At 46.9% G+C, this 14,210-nt stretch carries 18 protein-coding genes and 1 other annotated feature; of the genes, 3 read left to right on the plus strand and 15 right to left on the minus strand.

Features of this window, described 5'->3' with window-relative positions; genetic code table 11:
* Positions 1-10 precede the first annotated feature (10 nt).
* On the plus strand, positions 11-658 hold the full coding sequence (pcp, locus tag RAC86_RS06610; protein WP_101172105.1) for a pyroglutamyl-peptidase I: 648 nt from the start codon (positions 11-13) through the stop codon (positions 656-658).
* Here the strand turns inward: pcp and tatC are convergent.
* The 6 genes from tatC to cwlJ all read right to left on the minus strand — a co-directional run bounded on the left by tatC (position 655) and on the right by cwlJ (position 4,962).
* Complete coding sequence (tatC, locus tag RAC86_RS06615) at positions 655-1,383, minus strand: twin-arginine translocase subunit TatC (RefSeq protein WP_014475692.1); 729 nt, start codon at positions 1,381-1,383, stop codon at positions 655-657. The two genes, pcp and tatC, sit on opposite strands and share 4 nt — an antisense overlap.
* Before the next feature lie 60 nt (positions 1,384-1,443).
* On the minus strand, positions 1,444-1,656 hold the full coding sequence (tatAD, locus tag RAC86_RS06620; RefSeq protein ID WP_003223835.1) for a sec-independent protein translocase protein TatAD: 213 nt from the start codon (positions 1,654-1,656) through the stop codon (positions 1,444-1,446).
* Between the two features lie 12 nt (positions 1,657-1,668).
* On the minus strand, positions 1,669-3,420 hold the full coding sequence (gene phoD / locus RAC86_RS06625) for an alkaline phosphatase PhoD (protein WP_377885437.1): 1,752 nt from the start codon (positions 3,418-3,420) through the stop codon (positions 1,669-1,671).
* A gap of 18 nt (positions 3,421-3,438) precedes the next feature.
* The gene (locus tag RAC86_RS06630; RefSeq protein ID WP_019712346.1) at positions 3,439-3,615 is read right to left on the minus strand and encodes a hypothetical protein; all 177 of its coding nucleotides are present in this window, start codon (positions 3,613-3,615) and stop codon (positions 3,439-3,441) included.
* An 81-nt stretch (positions 3,616-3,696) separates the two neighbouring features.
* Positions 3,697-4,428 carry a vWA domain-containing protein gene (locus RAC86_RS06635; protein WP_282915649.1) on the minus strand — a complete coding sequence of 244 codons (732 nt, stop codon included), beginning with the start codon at positions 4,426-4,428 and terminating at the stop codon, positions 3,697-3,699.
* A 105-nt stretch (positions 4,429-4,533) separates the two neighbouring features.
* Positions 4,534-4,962: a cell wall hydrolase CwlJ gene (gene cwlJ / locus RAC86_RS06640; protein WP_003246500.1), complete on the minus strand. Its 429-nt coding sequence runs from the start codon at positions 4,960-4,962 to the stop codon at positions 4,534-4,536.
* A gap of 313 nt (positions 4,963-5,275) precedes the next feature.
* Between cwlJ and RAC86_RS06645 the strand changes: the two genes are divergently transcribed.
* Positions 5,276-5,662 carry a YndM family protein gene (locus RAC86_RS06645; protein ID WP_014478718.1) on the plus strand — a complete coding sequence of 129 codons (387 nt, stop codon included), beginning with the start codon at positions 5,276-5,278 and terminating at the stop codon, positions 5,660-5,662.
* Positions 5,622-5,756 (plus strand): hypothetical protein, encoded by a 135-nt coding sequence (locus RAC86_RS06650; RefSeq protein WP_119898962.1) that lies wholly within the window; start codon positions 5,622-5,624, stop codon positions 5,754-5,756. Before RAC86_RS06645 ends, RAC86_RS06650 begins: the two co-directional genes overlap by 41 nt.
* Here RAC86_RS06650 and RAC86_RS06655 read toward each other — a convergent pair.
* From RAC86_RS06655 to RAC86_RS06695, 9 genes are all read right to left on the minus strand, one after another.
* Complete coding sequence (locus tag RAC86_RS06655; protein WP_129092216.1) at positions 5,717-6,403, minus strand: ABC transporter permease; 687 nt, start codon at positions 6,401-6,403, stop codon at positions 5,717-5,719. The genes RAC86_RS06650 and RAC86_RS06655 overlap by 40 nt on opposite strands.
* Before the next feature lie 18 nt (positions 6,404-6,421).
* Positions 6,422-7,345, minus strand: a complete 924-nt coding sequence (locus RAC86_RS06660) for an ABC transporter ATP-binding protein (RefSeq protein ID WP_038427313.1) — start codon at positions 7,343-7,345, stop codon at positions 6,422-6,424.
* Between the two features lie 91 nt (positions 7,346-7,436).
* Positions 7,437-8,372, minus strand: a complete 936-nt coding sequence (ycbM, locus tag RAC86_RS06665; RefSeq protein ID WP_197196132.1) for a two-component system sensor histidine kinase YcbM — start codon at positions 8,370-8,372, stop codon at positions 7,437-7,439.
* Between the two features lies 1 nt (position 8,373).
* A complete protein-coding gene (gene ycbL, locus RAC86_RS06670; protein ID WP_080010608.1) occupies positions 8,374-9,054 on the minus strand; it encodes a two-component system response regulator YcbL in 681 nt (226 codons plus the stop codon).
* A gap of 96 nt (positions 9,055-9,150) precedes the next feature.
* A complete protein-coding gene (locus tag RAC86_RS06675; protein ID WP_377885438.1) occupies positions 9,151-10,089 on the minus strand; it encodes a DMT family transporter in 939 nt (312 codons plus the stop codon).
* Between the two features lie 20 nt (positions 10,090-10,109).
* Positions 10,110-10,271, minus strand: a complete 162-nt coding sequence (gene rtpA, locus RAC86_RS06680; protein ID WP_003234807.1) for an anti-TRAP regulator — start codon at positions 10,269-10,271, stop codon at positions 10,110-10,112.
* Between the two features lie 96 nt (positions 10,272-10,367).
* Positions 10,368-10,615: a binding site (T-box leader), on the minus strand.
* Between the two features lie 56 nt (positions 10,616-10,671).
* Positions 10,672-11,592, minus strand: a complete 921-nt coding sequence (gene mphK, locus RAC86_RS06685) for a macrolide 2'-phosphotransferase MphK (protein ID WP_326145543.1) — start codon at positions 11,590-11,592, stop codon at positions 10,672-10,674.
* Between the two features lie 278 nt (positions 11,593-11,870).
* Positions 11,871-13,403, minus strand: coding sequence for a galactarate dehydratase (gene garD, locus RAC86_RS06690; RefSeq protein ID WP_377885439.1), 1,533 nt, complete (start codon positions 13,401-13,403; stop codon positions 11,871-11,873).
* Between the two features lie 91 nt (positions 13,404-13,494).
* Positions 13,495-14,196 carry a FadR/GntR family transcriptional regulator gene (locus RAC86_RS06695; RefSeq protein WP_377885440.1) on the minus strand — a complete coding sequence of 234 codons (702 nt, stop codon included), beginning with the start codon at positions 14,194-14,196 and terminating at the stop codon, positions 13,495-13,497.
* Positions 14,197-14,210: the final 14 nt, after the last annotated feature.

Consider the following 14,210-nt stretch of genomic DNA (forward strand, 5'->3'; position numbering starts at 1 on the left):
AGATGAGAAGATGAGAAAAAAAGTGCTGATCACAGGCTTTGACCCTTTTGACAAAGAAACCATCAATCCATCATGGGAAGCAGCGAAACGGCTTAATGGCTTCGAGACGGATGAGGCAATCATTACAGCGGAACAAATTCCTACTGTCTTTAGATCCGCTCTGAATACTCTGCTCCAAGCCATTCAAAAACATCAGCCGGATATCGTGATTTGTGTCGGCCAAGCAGGAGGACGGATGCAGATTACACCGGAACGAGTGGCGATCAATCTTGCAGATGCGCGAATCCCCGATAACGAAGGACATCAGCCGATTGATGAAGAGATTTCTCCAGATGGGCCCGCCGCTTACTGGACAAGGCTTCCCGTGAAACGAATGACTGCTAAGATGAAGGAACACGGCATTCCAGCTGCGGTTTCCTACACAGCGGGGACCTTTGTATGCAACTATTTGTTCTACGGGTTAATGGATCACATTAGCCGGACATCCCCGCACATTCGCGGCGGTTTTATTCATATTCCTTACATTCCGGAGCAAACAATCGACAAAACAGCGCCGAGCCTCAGCCTGAACACGATTGTCCGGGCATTGAGAATCGCCGCTGTTACGGCCGCACAATATGATGAGGATGTGAAGTCACCGGGCGGTACGCTGCACTAAGCGGCCGCCGCTGTTTCTTCCCTCAGCCTCTTTTTATAGACAAACGCCGATAGGGTGACACTCACTTCAAACAGGACAAGAAGCGGGATCATCACGAGAAAATCAGAAATAAAATCAGGCGGTGTAATCAATATAGATACGACAATCAGCAGAAAATAGGACAGCTTTCTCGCTTTGGCCAGTCTGTAAGGATTTAAGATGCCCAGCCTTGTTAAAAACATCACCACCAAGGGCATCTCAAACAAGAAGCCGAACGGCAGGCTCAAATTCACCATAAACCTAAAGTAGCGGTCAGCCGTAAACATCGTTTCAAAGTGGCCGGAGGATAAATGAGTCAAAAAGCTGAGCACGATCGGAAACAAGACAAAGTATCCGAAGGAGATGCCCGCCAAAAACAACGCAAATAAACCTGGTATGTACATGAGCGTCACCTTGCGCTCCGTTTTCGTCAGCGCGGGTGCAACGAAACGCCACAGCTGGTACGCGGCAACAGGGATAGAAGCCGCAATGGCACAAATGCCGGAAAGCATCATATACACCCAGAGGATTTCACTCGGCCCAAGCACAGCCAGCTTTCCATCCAAATCCCTGATCAGCCAGTCATAAATGTCCTGTACGAACAAAAAAGCCGTGATGAGAAATAGAAAAAATGCCGCAAGGGTGACGATAATCCGGCGGCGAAGCTCTTCTAAATGCCCGATCAAATGGGTTTCTTTTTTATCCATTCAAAAAAGCCCTCCCTTTCATAAAAAAAGAGGCAGACCCGGTGTCTGCCTCATCAGCATTCAGCCCGCGTTTTTGTCCTGCTTTACCGCTGTCAGCTCAGCTGATTTCTCTTCTTTTTCATCACCAGACACAAGTGATTTTGTGGCGCTTTTAAATTCCAGCAGTGTCCGTCCGGCGGCACGCCCGATTTCCGGCAGCTTGGAAGGGCCAAAAATAATGAGGGCGATGACGAAGATCAGAATCAAGCCCGGTATTCCAATGTTTGAAAACATAATTTCCACTCCTTAATTCGTGATTTTTGCCCGCTTCTTAATCATTTGTTTTTCGTGGGCTTTGTTGTGCGCAAAGAAACGATCCTCTTCGACCTCATCGGATTGCTTCACCCCGCCTTGGATTGTTGTGGATGATACCTTTCTCAACCCAGTTTGGTCTTTCTGGTAAACGAATGAAGCCCGCGTGGAAATGGCTGCGCCCGGCTCGGTCACAAACGGCATCACCCGATAATCGGCTTTCCACTGGTGAGGCGTCACTGTACAGCGGACATATCCGCGATAGTCGTTAAAGAACTTGATGTGCGGATTTTCTTTTAAAATTTGGTCCGTATCCGCCCGCTTATCGGCGCCGTTTCCTCCGGATGTGATCGAGGTTCCGACAAATTCGGCTCCGAATATTTTTGAACTTGTCTTCTCGAAATCGACATGCAAATTCGATGCCCAGCTTGCGTGTACATCACCTGTCAGTACGACAACATTATTCAGATTTTTGCTTTTAATGAAATTGATCACCCGTTCGCGCTGAGCCGGGTAGCCGTCCCACGAATCCATGCTGTAGATCGGGCTTGCGCTTGTCCCGAAATTCCACTTGGCAAAGAAAATCTGCTGCGCCAGCACATTCCAGTGGGCAGTCGAGCTGCCCAAATTGTTGAAGAGCCACTGCTCCTGTTCTTTTCCAAGCAGGGTCCGATTCGGATTGCACGATTCATCAGAAGGCGGCTTATTGCCGTCGTTATTGGCTTGGTCGTCCCTGTACTGGCGGGTATCAAGCACATTGAAGGACGCCAGGTTTCCGTACGTAAAGTGCCGGTACAGCTGCATATCTGGGCCATTCGGCAAAGAGGAAATGCGGAGCGGCATATGTTCATAGTATGCCTGGTATGCTGCCGCGCGGCGGAGCACGAATGCTTCAACCGACTGTCCTTTTTCCGGTATTTTATTGGCATAGTTGTTTTCAACTTCATGGTCATCCCAAGTTACAACCCAAGGGAATGCCGCATGTGCAGCTTTAAGATTGGCGTCAGAACGGTATTGAGCGTGACGGTTCCGATAGTCTTGCAGCGTAATGATTTCCGCGCTGTTGTGCGTGCGGACATTGCCTGTTTTTGATACATATTCATTTGGACCGTATTCATATATGTAATCACCGAGATGGAAGACAAGATCAAGCTTTTCCTTTGCCATATGCTTGTAGGCCGTATAATATCCGTGCTCATATTGCTGGCAGGAAGCAAATGCAAAGGTCATTTGCGGCACATTGGCGCCAGGGGCAGGCAGTGTTTTTGTTTTTCCGACAGGGCTTAGTTCATGGCCGGTTTTGAAACGGTAATAGTACACTTTGTTTGGCTCAAGCCCGTCCGCTTCCACATGAACGGAATGGGCAAGACTCGGTTTAGCCATTTCAGTGCCTTTTCTTACGATTTTGCGGAAATGCTCATCCTTTGCGACCTCCCATTTGACAGGCACTGCTTGCTTCGGCATTCCCCCGCCATTCAGCGGATCAGGTGCCAGGCGCGTCCAGAGCACGACACTGTCAGAAAGCGGATCACCTGACGCTACCCCTAATGTAAACGGATAGCTTGAGAATTTAGGCGCAGCATTTACTTCAAAGGCCCCAACCGACTGGGCAATCGTTAATCCAAGAGAAAGTCCTGCAATCTTCCCCGCTCCTTGAATAAATTTACGGCGGTCAAACGTATTGTTTTGAAAGCTTTCCTCTTTCAGTTTCTGTACCCATTCATCAAAACGACTGTCGTATGCCATTCAAGATCCCCTCTCTCCTCATTGATCGTCTCCATTATAGGAAATCATTGTTAAACGACTGTGAAGAAGTGTGAACTGATTGTAAGCGCTGAACATCAAAAACAGGTCTTCCCTCACAAGCCTGCCGCTAAAACATGCCGAAAGCTGGCTGAATGACGCGTTTTCTGCATATCCTGTCGTTTGCAAGCCGCCCATTCGGCCTATTTTTCTTCACATGATCTTAAAAAAACAAAAACACCGAGCCATTTCGCAGAATGACTCAGCGCTCTTTATCAGTTATTTCGAAAACAATCTGCTGAAAAAGCCCTTCTTTTTCGGCTTTTCAGCAGGAGGCTCTTGTTCTCTTACAATCCCTTTTTCCTTCGCTTCTTTCAGCCAAAATGGAAATTCAGCAAGCAGAGCATCATAAAGCTCATCATCAGAAATGCGGTCAATCTCTTCGATATGCAGGAAGTTCGTGTTATCAATGACACGAACTTCTAACGTATCCAGTTTATTGAGAAAATCAAAGTTTCCGTTTCCGATGCCGACAAACTGCCAGAACACCGGTTTATCAGAAGAAGCTTCAATTATCGGTTTGATTGACTTTTTACAGCCCCCGTCATTGATAAAAACAATGAAAGCAGGATACGAGCTCGGTTCCTCCGCAACATATTTGCGCAGCACGTCCTTCATGACTGGCGGCTCATCATTTCTGCCGAATTTATGCAAGCGGTCATTATTTAAAATTTCACGATCGACATAGCCCGAAAAATCCTTTTCTGAAACTGGCTTTAATCGGGAAAATTCATTATCATACACCCATACATCCAGCAAACCGTTATCATCAAACTGATCAGCCACTGCCAAAATCCGCTCCACCACATTTTGAACCGTCCCGTTTTTGTAGAGCGGTCTCATCGATCCCGTAATATCAAGAACCAGTCCAACACGAGCCGTCACCTTCGTTAACTGCTTTTTCTCCAGTACGATCTTTACACTTTTCTTTTGCAGGTCAATTGTTGCCATTCTGTCATCTCCGTCAGCTCTTTTTTCTTTGATTATCTCACAGGAATATTTTCCATTGCATCTTTTCAAAGAAAAACACCGTTCAACTTGAACGGTGTCCTGTCTCTAAAATGTGTTATATACATTTTCACACGTCTCCGCCGTCGGCTGATAAAAGCAGTGTGACTTAAATCTGGCCACAAACGGCTGGTTATACCACTGGGCTGGACAGTCCCCCTGCGGCCTGAAGTACCATAAACTAAATTTTGCAGGCCAGCGCCTTTCACCATTGATCGACCGGCGTGCAAGGGCACGCTCGCTATCTCGCGCCCTTTGATAAAAATATCCATGAGTCACAGCCTCAAACGCGTGTGGCTGATAAATCATCTGCCTGATGGTGCGGAGGCCTTTAAAATCTGAGCAATTCGCCCGCAGCCGATTAATTCCAACGTTGCCGACAAGCAGCATCCCCTGCTTGCCTTCGCCTTCCGCTTCCGCTCTGAGCAGCCTTGCCATCAAATCGACATCCGCACTCGTTGCTCTCACGACCGCCATCACGTCACCTCCCCTTGATCTCTTTTCATCATATTTCATTACTTCAGAAGTGATGACGGAGGGACAGGAGAAGTTTTTAAATTTATTCATCTAAAAACAGCAAACATAATGGGCTGTTGGGCATCAAAGCAGCAACCGGTGCAGTACAAGCTTCACGTTTCCGCTGTCGAAGCGCCGCAGCCTCAATTCCTGGATTCACATCATTGACCCCTCCCCAGCAGATTTGCATCCGTCTCCGAAAAGAAATAAGGTTTAACTTTTTACATTTGAGGAATTATACATAACAAATCAAATGACAAAAGGAGGAATTGTAATGACACATGTGAAAGCGCTCGCGATTAAAGGTATTATGACGATTATTGTGTTGTATCTGGTGCTTGGTCTGGGCTTTGGTTTCACGTTTGGTGATACGCTGCTAATGACGATTGTGTTAGGGGTTATTTCTTATTTGCTGGGCGATCTTTATGTATTGCCGAGATGGAATAATATGATTGCAACTTTGGCTGATTTTGGCTTGGCCTTTCTTGTGATCTGGCTGATGGGCATGCCGCTTTCCCTAGGGATGACTGGCGGTGAAGTTGCGTTGGCGGCTTTATTCGGCGCGATCGTCATGGCAATCGGTGAATATTGCTTCCATTTCTATATGATGAGCAAAGAGATTGGCAAGAAGCATTATCTTGAAACAAGAACAGACTCATAATAGAAAGGCCGGTGCTGACAGCATCGGCCTTTTATACTTATTGGGCGCCTTTGTTTACGCATCCTGCTTGTCCGCATTCCTGATCGCCATGTAGGAAAAGAACAATCCGAATGCCGCTAACGATAACGGGATATACACAACAGATGAAATCGAGAAGCCCGGACTTGTTGAGCTGATGAGCATCACAATTACTACAGATGAAATGATGGTCGCCGGAACCGAGTGTCTACGCATCCCAAAAAAGATGGGAACTAAACTGGTTCCAGCGGCGCCAAAAGCGAAAACCGCCATTTTGACCGCCTGTTGAGAAATGATCTCGAAAGTAAGCTCTCCTGGTATGAAATGGCAGATCGAGTTCAGCCAAAAGAAACCGGCGGCTATGAGTATATTTGAAAGTAAAATCGTGATAAACGTCAGTCCGCCCGCGATCATGAGCTTAGCGGTGAGCAGCTTTTTACGGCTGATCGGGTACGTGAACATCACAAGAATGGTTTTGTTTTTATATTCCGAAATCACCAATTTTACGATCAGCACAGCGCCAAATACGATAAATACCGCTCTGACGAAGGTGCCGATGATGAGGAATGCTTCATCCGTACTTTGGAACGAAACCCCGCCATCGGCTTTTTCGGAATAACTGATCAGCCACATAAAACCCATAATGATCACGTTGGCAATGAGGGCACCTCTGATATACCAGCCCATTTTCATTTTTCTTAATTCGATTCTGATCAAATTCATCAACGTGTCTCTCCTCCTTTACGCACTGATGCTATTGCCGTTGATCAATTTGATAAAATAATCCTCCAGCGACGTATACTTTTTGTTCATTGATTCAATGTCTACATCATTTAAAATCAATGCTTTGGATATGGCAGCCTGAGAGGCTTCAGCCTCGTAAATTCGAATCATTTTCTCATTTAATATTTTAAAGTTGGTTAATTGCAGCTCTTTCTCCAGCACAAAGCAGGCCCTTGTCTGATTCGATGTAACAAGCTCGATGTATTCAGTGTTCTGGCCCCTGACATCCTCCATTGATACCTCTTCAAGCAGCCTGCCGTCCCGAATGACGCCGATTGTGTCTGCGATTTGTTCGATTTCACCCAGCAGGTGGCTTGAGATCAGCAGTGTCATCCCGTACTCTTTGCTCAGCACTTGAAACAATTGCCTGATCTTTTTAATGCCGATAGGGTCAAGACCATTCACCGGCTCATCCAAAATGAGCAGGTCCGGCTTCGTGAGGATGGCACGCGCAATTCCAAGGCGCTGCTTCATCCCGAGGGAAAAGGTTTTGACGGGTTTTTTGTCGATTTGTTTTAAATTCACCATATCCAGCACTTCTTGTATGGCTTTTTTATTGTGATATCCCATATATTCACAATGCAGATCTAAATTTTCTTCAGCTGTCAGGTTTTCATAAAAAATCGGATATTCAATCATGCTACCGATGTTCCCCAGCACCTCATATGACGTGTGGGTGAACTTGTTCCCAAGAATGATGATTTCACCGCTTGTCGGTTTGACAAGGCTCGTCAGCATTTTCATAATGGTTGTTTTCCCCGCGCCGTTCGGGCCGAGAAAGCCATAGATTTCACCTTTTTTAATATGCATGCTGACATTGGATACGACCTCTTTGCCCTGATATGTTTTGGTCAGCCCGTTTGTTTGTACGATATAAGTCAACTTTGTTTCTCCTTCCCTCTCTTTTCCTGTTTTCTATTGTAGCGGCGAGCCCTGTCATTTTTATTTCTCAAACCTTAAGAAATTCTTACGATTAATATGTCATGCGTTTCAAGGTGATCGTAAATGCAGTCCTTTCGTACGGCTTGCTTTGAACGGATATGGTGCCTCCCATTTTTTCTGTAAGCCGTTTCGTGATGGTTAAACCGAGACCGCTTCCTTGAAATGCTTTATTTCTGGATTCTTCAAGTGTGTACAGCCTCTCAAACACCAGCTGCTGATCGGTTTCACTAATCCCTTTTCCGCGATCCCATACGGTGATGGCGATGTTCCTCTCATCATAAGACAGCGTCAGTCCGATTAACTTGCCGGCCGCGCCATATTGAATCGCATTGGACAATAGGTTTTGCAGGATTCTGTCCAGAGCCTCTTCATTCGCCTGCGCATACACCGGCGTATCCGGTATATCGATGGCTGCTTGAAAGCCTTTTGACTGAACAACGTCATAATAGTGCAGGATATTTCGTTTGCATATGTCGTTCATATGTACTTTGGTGATCGGGATCTCTTTATCTTCAGATTCTAATTTCGCTAAATCAAAAAAGGAATTGATCATCTGAATAAGTTCATTTGTTTTCTGGCGGAGCTTCCCCAACAATCTTTCCCGCTCTTCTTCCGGCATGTTCGGGTCACTTTGAATGGCTTCGATATAACCGAGAATGACCGTTAACGGCGTTTTCAGGTCGTGCGACATATTGGTCAGCATCCGCTTCATGGATTGCTCTGTTTTGGCAAATTGGGCGCTGATCTGCTGACGATTCTCAACGAAAAGATTAATGTTAACAAGCAAGTCTTTGAGCGCATGATCGTCTGTAGGAAGCAAAATTTGTCCTGCCGAATCCCGGCTGAGCATGTAGCTAAGCTGGTCAGCCGTGTAAGCCAGATTCCCGTCCCGCTTCTTTTTCATTATGAATTGAATCACATTCAGACACGCCAGAGCGATGACAGCGGCCACCCATAGCACTGTCATTCTAAAACTCTCCTAATTTATAACCGATGCCCCATAGCGTTTTAATATATTGAGGGGAGGAGGGGTCATCCTCAATCTTTTCTCTGAGCCGCCGCATATGTACGTTAATGATGTTCTGATCATCAAAGTACTCTTCATTCCAAACGGAACGGTAGATTTGTTCTTTCGTAAACACTTTTTTAGGATTTGATGCAAATAAGCACAGCAGCTGCCATTCTGTTGACGTCAGCTGGAGCGGCTCTCCGTTTTTCAAAACGGAAACATTGTCTATATCTATCGCAAGCTGGTGAATCCGGATCACCTTATTCACAGCCGGCTCCTCTGCCGAATATTGCGTCGCCCGCCGTATCGCGGCTTTTACTCTGGCTGTCAGCTCAATCATCGAAAACGGTTTGGCGATATAATCATCCGCCCCAAAACCCAGTCCCAATGCCTTATCCACATCTCCGTCTTTTGCCGAAATCATTAAGACCGGTATATTGCTTTTTTCCCGGATGATTTTCAGAAAATCCATGCCGTTCAGCTTCGGGAGCATGATATCAAGGAGGACCAAATCGTATGAATCCTGCTGAAACAGCCGGATGCCCTCTTCTCCGTCGAAAGCATGCACAATTCCAAAGCCTTCTTTTGTTAAATAATGATCCACCATTTCACTGATTGAGTGGTCGTCTTCTACAAGCAATATGCGCTGCATCTTCTCACCTAACCTTTACAAAATCAAAAAACACACACGTAATTACACTTATTGTAATTGAAAAACGTGTGTGTTTTATAAAAATTATTCTTTTTTTCCTATTTTCAGCTTCCTGTATTCCATGCCCGTAATGACAAAGAATACGGCAGCGCATCCAATGACTTGAATGAGCCCGAGTCGTTCACCGAGAAATAAAGCTCCATAGAAAATCGTCAGGATAGGCCCTGCCATTGAAATGGCGGCGGCTCGCTGTGCCCCGATTCGTTTTATGCCCTCAAGCATTAGCACAAATGGAATCACTGTGGTAACGACTGCAATTACCGCGAACAAACCATACATAGAAAGCGGATATGCTGCCATTGGCGTATTCATGCCAGCCGCCGATTTTATCCCTGTGTAAAGCATCATGGCAGCTCCAGCAGCTGTCATCCCGTATGCATTGAGACGGATCCCCCCGATTTGATGGACGAGATGCCCGGAAAGGACAAGATAACCAGCATAGACGGCCGAAGATAACAAAATGAATACAGCTCCAATCATATTCGCCTGGAAAAGCTCAGCATTCCAGCCGCCCAGCGCCAAGAAAAGCCCAAACATGACCGCCAGAACTGCGAAAAGGTCCTGAATTGAGGACATTTTCCGGTCACGACACGCGGTGAATCCAAACACAAACAACGGATAGCTCATCAGCAATATACGTTCAACCATTGCGGATACATGGTTCAGCCCGATAAAATCAAGCAAGGGAGACAGAAAAAAACAAAACACTCCCGCGCCACAAGCCTTCCATAGGTCTCCTTTTTTCTTACCGTCTGGCATTGGAGGACGGTATATTAAAAAAATCAGCCAAAACAGCGGAACAGCCAGCAGCTGCCTGTATAGCAGCACGGCATCTGGCTCAGCACCCATTTGGTATGCCCATTTTATCCAAATCGATTTAGACGCAAAACAAACTGTTCCGATCAGCAAAAAAATCGTACCTGCTGCGGCCTCACGAATCTTACTCTGCTCTTCTGCTCTCATCTCAGCTCAGCTTTTCTCCTTTACTTATTCAAATGCTTTTGGATAAAATCCAGAAGCGTATATCCTTGAGCAGTCAGAATAACACCTTTTCCGCTGCAGGCCGGGCAAGGTGTTCCTTCGATTTCTCCCGCTCTTTCACATTTAGGACATGCGACCTCAAGATCATCAGTTGCAATGACCATTTGATATCCTCCTTTCTAACTCATCTGCTATGCCACCACCAGCCATCGTCCATTGGCCGTCACCTCCTTTAAGAAACACAAAAACCCCCGTCCTATGCAAAGGACGAGGGTCTCGCGGTACCACCTTTATTAACAGCTATACAGCCGTTCACTCTAAGTACAGAAAACCTATGTTTCGATACTCCTCTCTTGGTAACGGGGAGAGAAACCCGGCATCGCCTACTATCCGTTCAGCAAAGCAATTCAGAAGCCCATTCGGCATCAGGGGAGGATCGGTTCACACCTGCCACCGACTCTCTGAACCTCCATTCTGATGCGTACTTGCTCTTCCTCACGATTGTTAATCCGTTCTATTATTTGTAGAGTTTATAATACTCGGTTCATGAAACGAAGTCAATTCTTAATCCGATGTTACACCAAGTGCTTCCAGCGCCATATTGATGTGTTCCTCCTGCTGTGTTTGCAGAGCTAGCTTGGCGATTTCCACCGGATACGCCGCCTGCATCTCTGAAATGTGTTCCTGCATTTTTGCCCATATTCGGCCGCCTGCTTGATCATAGTATTCAAGCAAACGGGCAGTTTCTTTTTCTCCGAAAATGGTTTGATAAAGAACAAAATCCTTGGCTGGGTCAGCAACCTTCGCTTCTGTCCAATCCAGAAGTCCTGTGACACGTCCATTTTGATCGATAAGGATATGCGGCGGGTGGAGATCGCCGTGTATCAAAGAAGAGAAACCCGGCCAGTATGCATCATCATCTATCCACTTTTGCCATCTTTCCCAAAGCGTCGTAGATACGCCAAGCTTATTCTTCACATCAACCATAGAGTCTGCTGTCATTTGCCTGAAATCTTCTGGCCTTATCACTTCTATTCCGGATTGCCCAGCAGATATTTGATCCGTGCCATGTAATTCAGCCAGTATGCCAGCAAGTGTACGGACAAAATCGTCTGATGGCGGCTGATGATTCATATTCCAAACATATTGCTTTTGTTCCAAATCAATCCCGGCCGCCGGCGTTCCTTTTAACATTGGGTAAGCGATCAATTCCGGCGTGTGAATTCTCCAATCCGGCACATCAGCAGTCAGATTCGCGCGGAGAAAGGCAAGCGTTATGCCTTCTGCAGATGCTCTTTCCACAACATCACTTCGCCGCGGTTTTCGCAGCACCCATGGCATACCTGTGTCGTCCTTGGCAAATACAACTTGAAAGTCCATTCCGGTTTCATTCAATTGCGCGTTCTCAGAATGAACCGTCAAACCTTGGCTGCGTGCAAGCCCGACAATCTCCGTGATCATCTGTTTTTCGGTAAGGTTTGTCATCCCATTTCCCCTTTCTCATGCTCCGCCCTGAAGGAGAGAGAGGGGATGTTTGGAGGCAGAAAAAAGAAGGCAGGCATCGCCACCCTCTTTTTTAATAACCATATAAGGGCTCATACATAGGCGGATTCATCCCGATTCTCCCGCATTCAGGCGAGAGTTGCTCACTATTGAATTCGTGTCACTCGGAATCTAATGAATGCCATGCTGTAACCCCTCCGTTTCCTATACGTTAATTGTATTTTACATCATATTCCATCTAATCGCTATAAAAAAATGAATCAAGTCACTGGAGCAGGATTAAACAAGCACAAATCATTATGAAGGCCCCAACGGTCTGCCCACGTTTGTTTGCGGCCGCTTGCCACATCCAAAATCGTCCTGAAGATTTCCCAGCCTACGTCTTCGATACTGGCCTCTCCTGTCGCGATTCGGCCGGCATTGATATCGATTAAATCAGCCCAATGCTCTGATAAGGAATGCCGAGTCGATACTTTCAGCACCGGTGCAGCAGCCAGGCCATATGGTGTTCCCCTCCCTGTCGTAAACACCTGCAGATTCATGCCCGCAGCCAGCTGCAGGGTGCCGCACACAAAATCGCTTGCCGGTGTCGCCGCGAACAGCAGGCCTTTTTGCTCTGCTCTTTCACCAGGGCCGAGCACGCCGGAGATGGGGCTTGTGCCTGATTTCGCCACCGAACCTAACGCTTTTTCCACCACATTGGATAATCCGCCTTTTTTATTGCCTGGTGACGGGTTTGCGCTTCGGTCTGCGTCTCCCCGCCGGAGATAGCTGTCATACCACTTCATCTCTTTGATCAGTGATTGTCCGACCTCTTCACTGACAGCCCGCGGCGTTAATAAATGAATGGCATCCCGCACCTCTGTCACTTCAGAAAACAAAACCGTTGCACCTGCGCGAACCAATAAATCAGCCGCATACCCCACGGCAGGGTTCGCCGTCACGCCGGAAAACGCATCACTGCCGCCGCATTGCAGGCCGATAACCAGATCCGAAACAGGACATGACACCCGGGTTCTGCTGTTCAGCCTGATTAACCGTTCCTCCGCCATTTCCAAAATGGATTGGATCATCGCCGCAAAACCTCGGTGATCCTGGAGCGATAGAATGTCATCATCATTTTCGGAGGCAATTCTTTCCGGGAGGAGCTTTTCACATCCCAATCCGATTACCATTACTTCTCCGCCGAAGTTCGGATGTTTCGCAAGATTTTGAATCGTGCGGATCGGAATGACAGCGTCGGGCGCATTGATCGCCACGCCGCATCCGTATTGATGATGCAGCGGCACAACGTCATCGACATTTGGGTATTTCGGCAGCAGCTCTTCTTTTATTCGTTTGACTGCATAATCCAAAACGCCAACAACACATTGAACACTTGTCGTGATGCCGAGGATATTTTTTGTCCCTGCACTGCCATCCGCATTTCGGTACCCTTCAAACGTGTAGCCTTCAAGAGGGGGCCGCGGCTGCCGCACCCTGTTTGCGAGAGGAAGATCGTCTAACGCCGGAGGAGCGGGCATTCTTACGAGGGCTTCCCGTATCCAGCTCCCGCATTTGATCGTCTCATCAGCAAATCCGATCACCTCTCCGTAACGCACGATCTCGTCCCCTTGATTGAGATCGGTGAGGGCCACCTTATGGCCTTGAGGAACATCCTCTTCAAGTACGAGCCCGCATGAGAAAACAGTGCCCTGTGGCAGTCCTCCATCATTTACAATAATCGCGGTGTTATCTATTTCATGCACTTTGATGTAAAGGGGCGCTTGGTTCTTCCCGAGGTTCATCGCCATATGAAAATCACTCCTCATAACTTAGTAAGCGTTTTCTAAATTGGTTTTAAAAAAACCGCAGCTCTTACGTTTCAACTGCGGTTGCTCACCATTATTTTTCATCCATTCCTTTTAGAATTTTGTCACGGACAAATTTCAGATGCTCATACATGTGGTAATGTGCTTTGTACGGATCTCTTTTGGCAAGGGCGTCGTAGATTTTTTTGTGATATTCGACCGTTACATCTCTCTCCCTGTACGGAATTTGGCTGTCAATTTTCGCATGGGTGATCAGCAGGGACTGAATCATCCCTTCAACGACGGGGTTATTGGCGCTTAACGCAATAATTCGATGGAACTCTTTATCCGCTTCACCATAATGATTGTCAGTGCTGTTGGTAATATCGTCGATCGTCTTCTGCAAACGCTGAAGCTCTTCCTCATTGATTTTTTCCGCGGCAATTGTCACGAGTCCGAGTTCTAGCGCCATCCGCGCTTCAATGATAGCCGGAAGATTATCAGTGGCCAAAGCAAGCATGACGGAAAATGGCTGCATGCCGATTTTATCGTTGAAATATGTGCCCCCTCGTGTTTTTCTCGTAATGACGCCCAGCGTTTCAAGTGAACTGAGTGCTTCCCGTAGCACCGGTCTGCTGACATGCAAAATGTCCATCAGTTCCATTTCTGTCGGCAATTTGTCTCCGGCCCTCAACTGTCCGCTCGATAATAAATGGACAATCCGTTCGATGACCTGCTTGGCTAATGTTTTCCGATTGACTGTATCGACTTTCAAATCTTCTAAACCTTCGTACACGAACAACTCTCCCT

It is taken from the genome of Bacillus sp. LR_5 (assembly GCF_042709275.1).

Coding starts and splice junctions, on each gene's coding strand:
- RAC86_RS06630 (WP_019712346.1), bottom strand. CDS start 3,615: ATGGGCGGCTTGCAAACGACAGGATATGCAGAAAACGCGTCATTCAGC.
- rtpA (WP_003234807.1), bottom strand. CDS start 10,271: ATGGTCATTGCAACTGATGATCTTGAGGTCGCATGTCCTAAATGTGAA.
- pcp (WP_101172105.1), top strand. CDS start 11: ATGAGAAAAAAAGTGCTGATCACAGGCTTTGACCCTTTTGACAAAGAA.
- RAC86_RS06675 (WP_377885438.1), bottom strand. CDS start 10,089: ATGAGAGCAGAAGAGCAGAGTAAGATTCGTGAGGCCGCAGCAGGTACG.
- garD (WP_377885439.1), bottom strand. CDS start 13,403: ATGGCGATGAACCTCGGGAAGAACCAAGCGCCCCTTTACATCAAAGTG.
- RAC86_RS06635 (WP_282915649.1), bottom strand. CDS start 4,428: ATGGCAACAATTGACCTGCAAAAGAAAAGTGTAAAGATCGTACTGGAG.
- phoD (WP_377885437.1), bottom strand. CDS start 3,420: ATGGCATACGACAGTCGTTTTGATGAATGGGTACAGAAACTGAAAGAG.
- ycbM (WP_197196132.1), bottom strand. CDS start 8,372: ATGACAGTGCTATGGGTGGCCGCTGTCATCGCTCTGGCGTGTCTGAAT.
- RAC86_RS06645 (WP_014478718.1), top strand. CDS start 5,276: ATGACACATGTGAAAGCGCTCGCGATTAAAGGTATTATGACGATTATT.
- tatC (WP_014475692.1), bottom strand. CDS start 1,383: ATGGATAAAAAAGAAACCCATTTGATCGGGCATTTAGAAGAGCTTCGC.
- tatAD (WP_003223835.1), bottom strand. CDS start 1,656: ATGTTTTCAAACATTGGAATACCGGGCTTGATTCTGATCTTCGTCATC.
- RAC86_RS06655 (WP_129092216.1), bottom strand. CDS start 6,403: ATGAATTTGATCAGAATCGAATTAAGAAAAATGAAAATGGGCTGGTAT.
- mphK (WP_326145543.1), bottom strand. CDS start 11,592: ATGACAAACCTTACCGAAAAACAGATGATCACGGAGATTGTCGGGCTT.
- cwlJ (WP_003246500.1), bottom strand. CDS start 4,962: ATGGCGGTCGTGAGAGCAACGAGTGCGGATGTCGATTTGATGGCAAGG.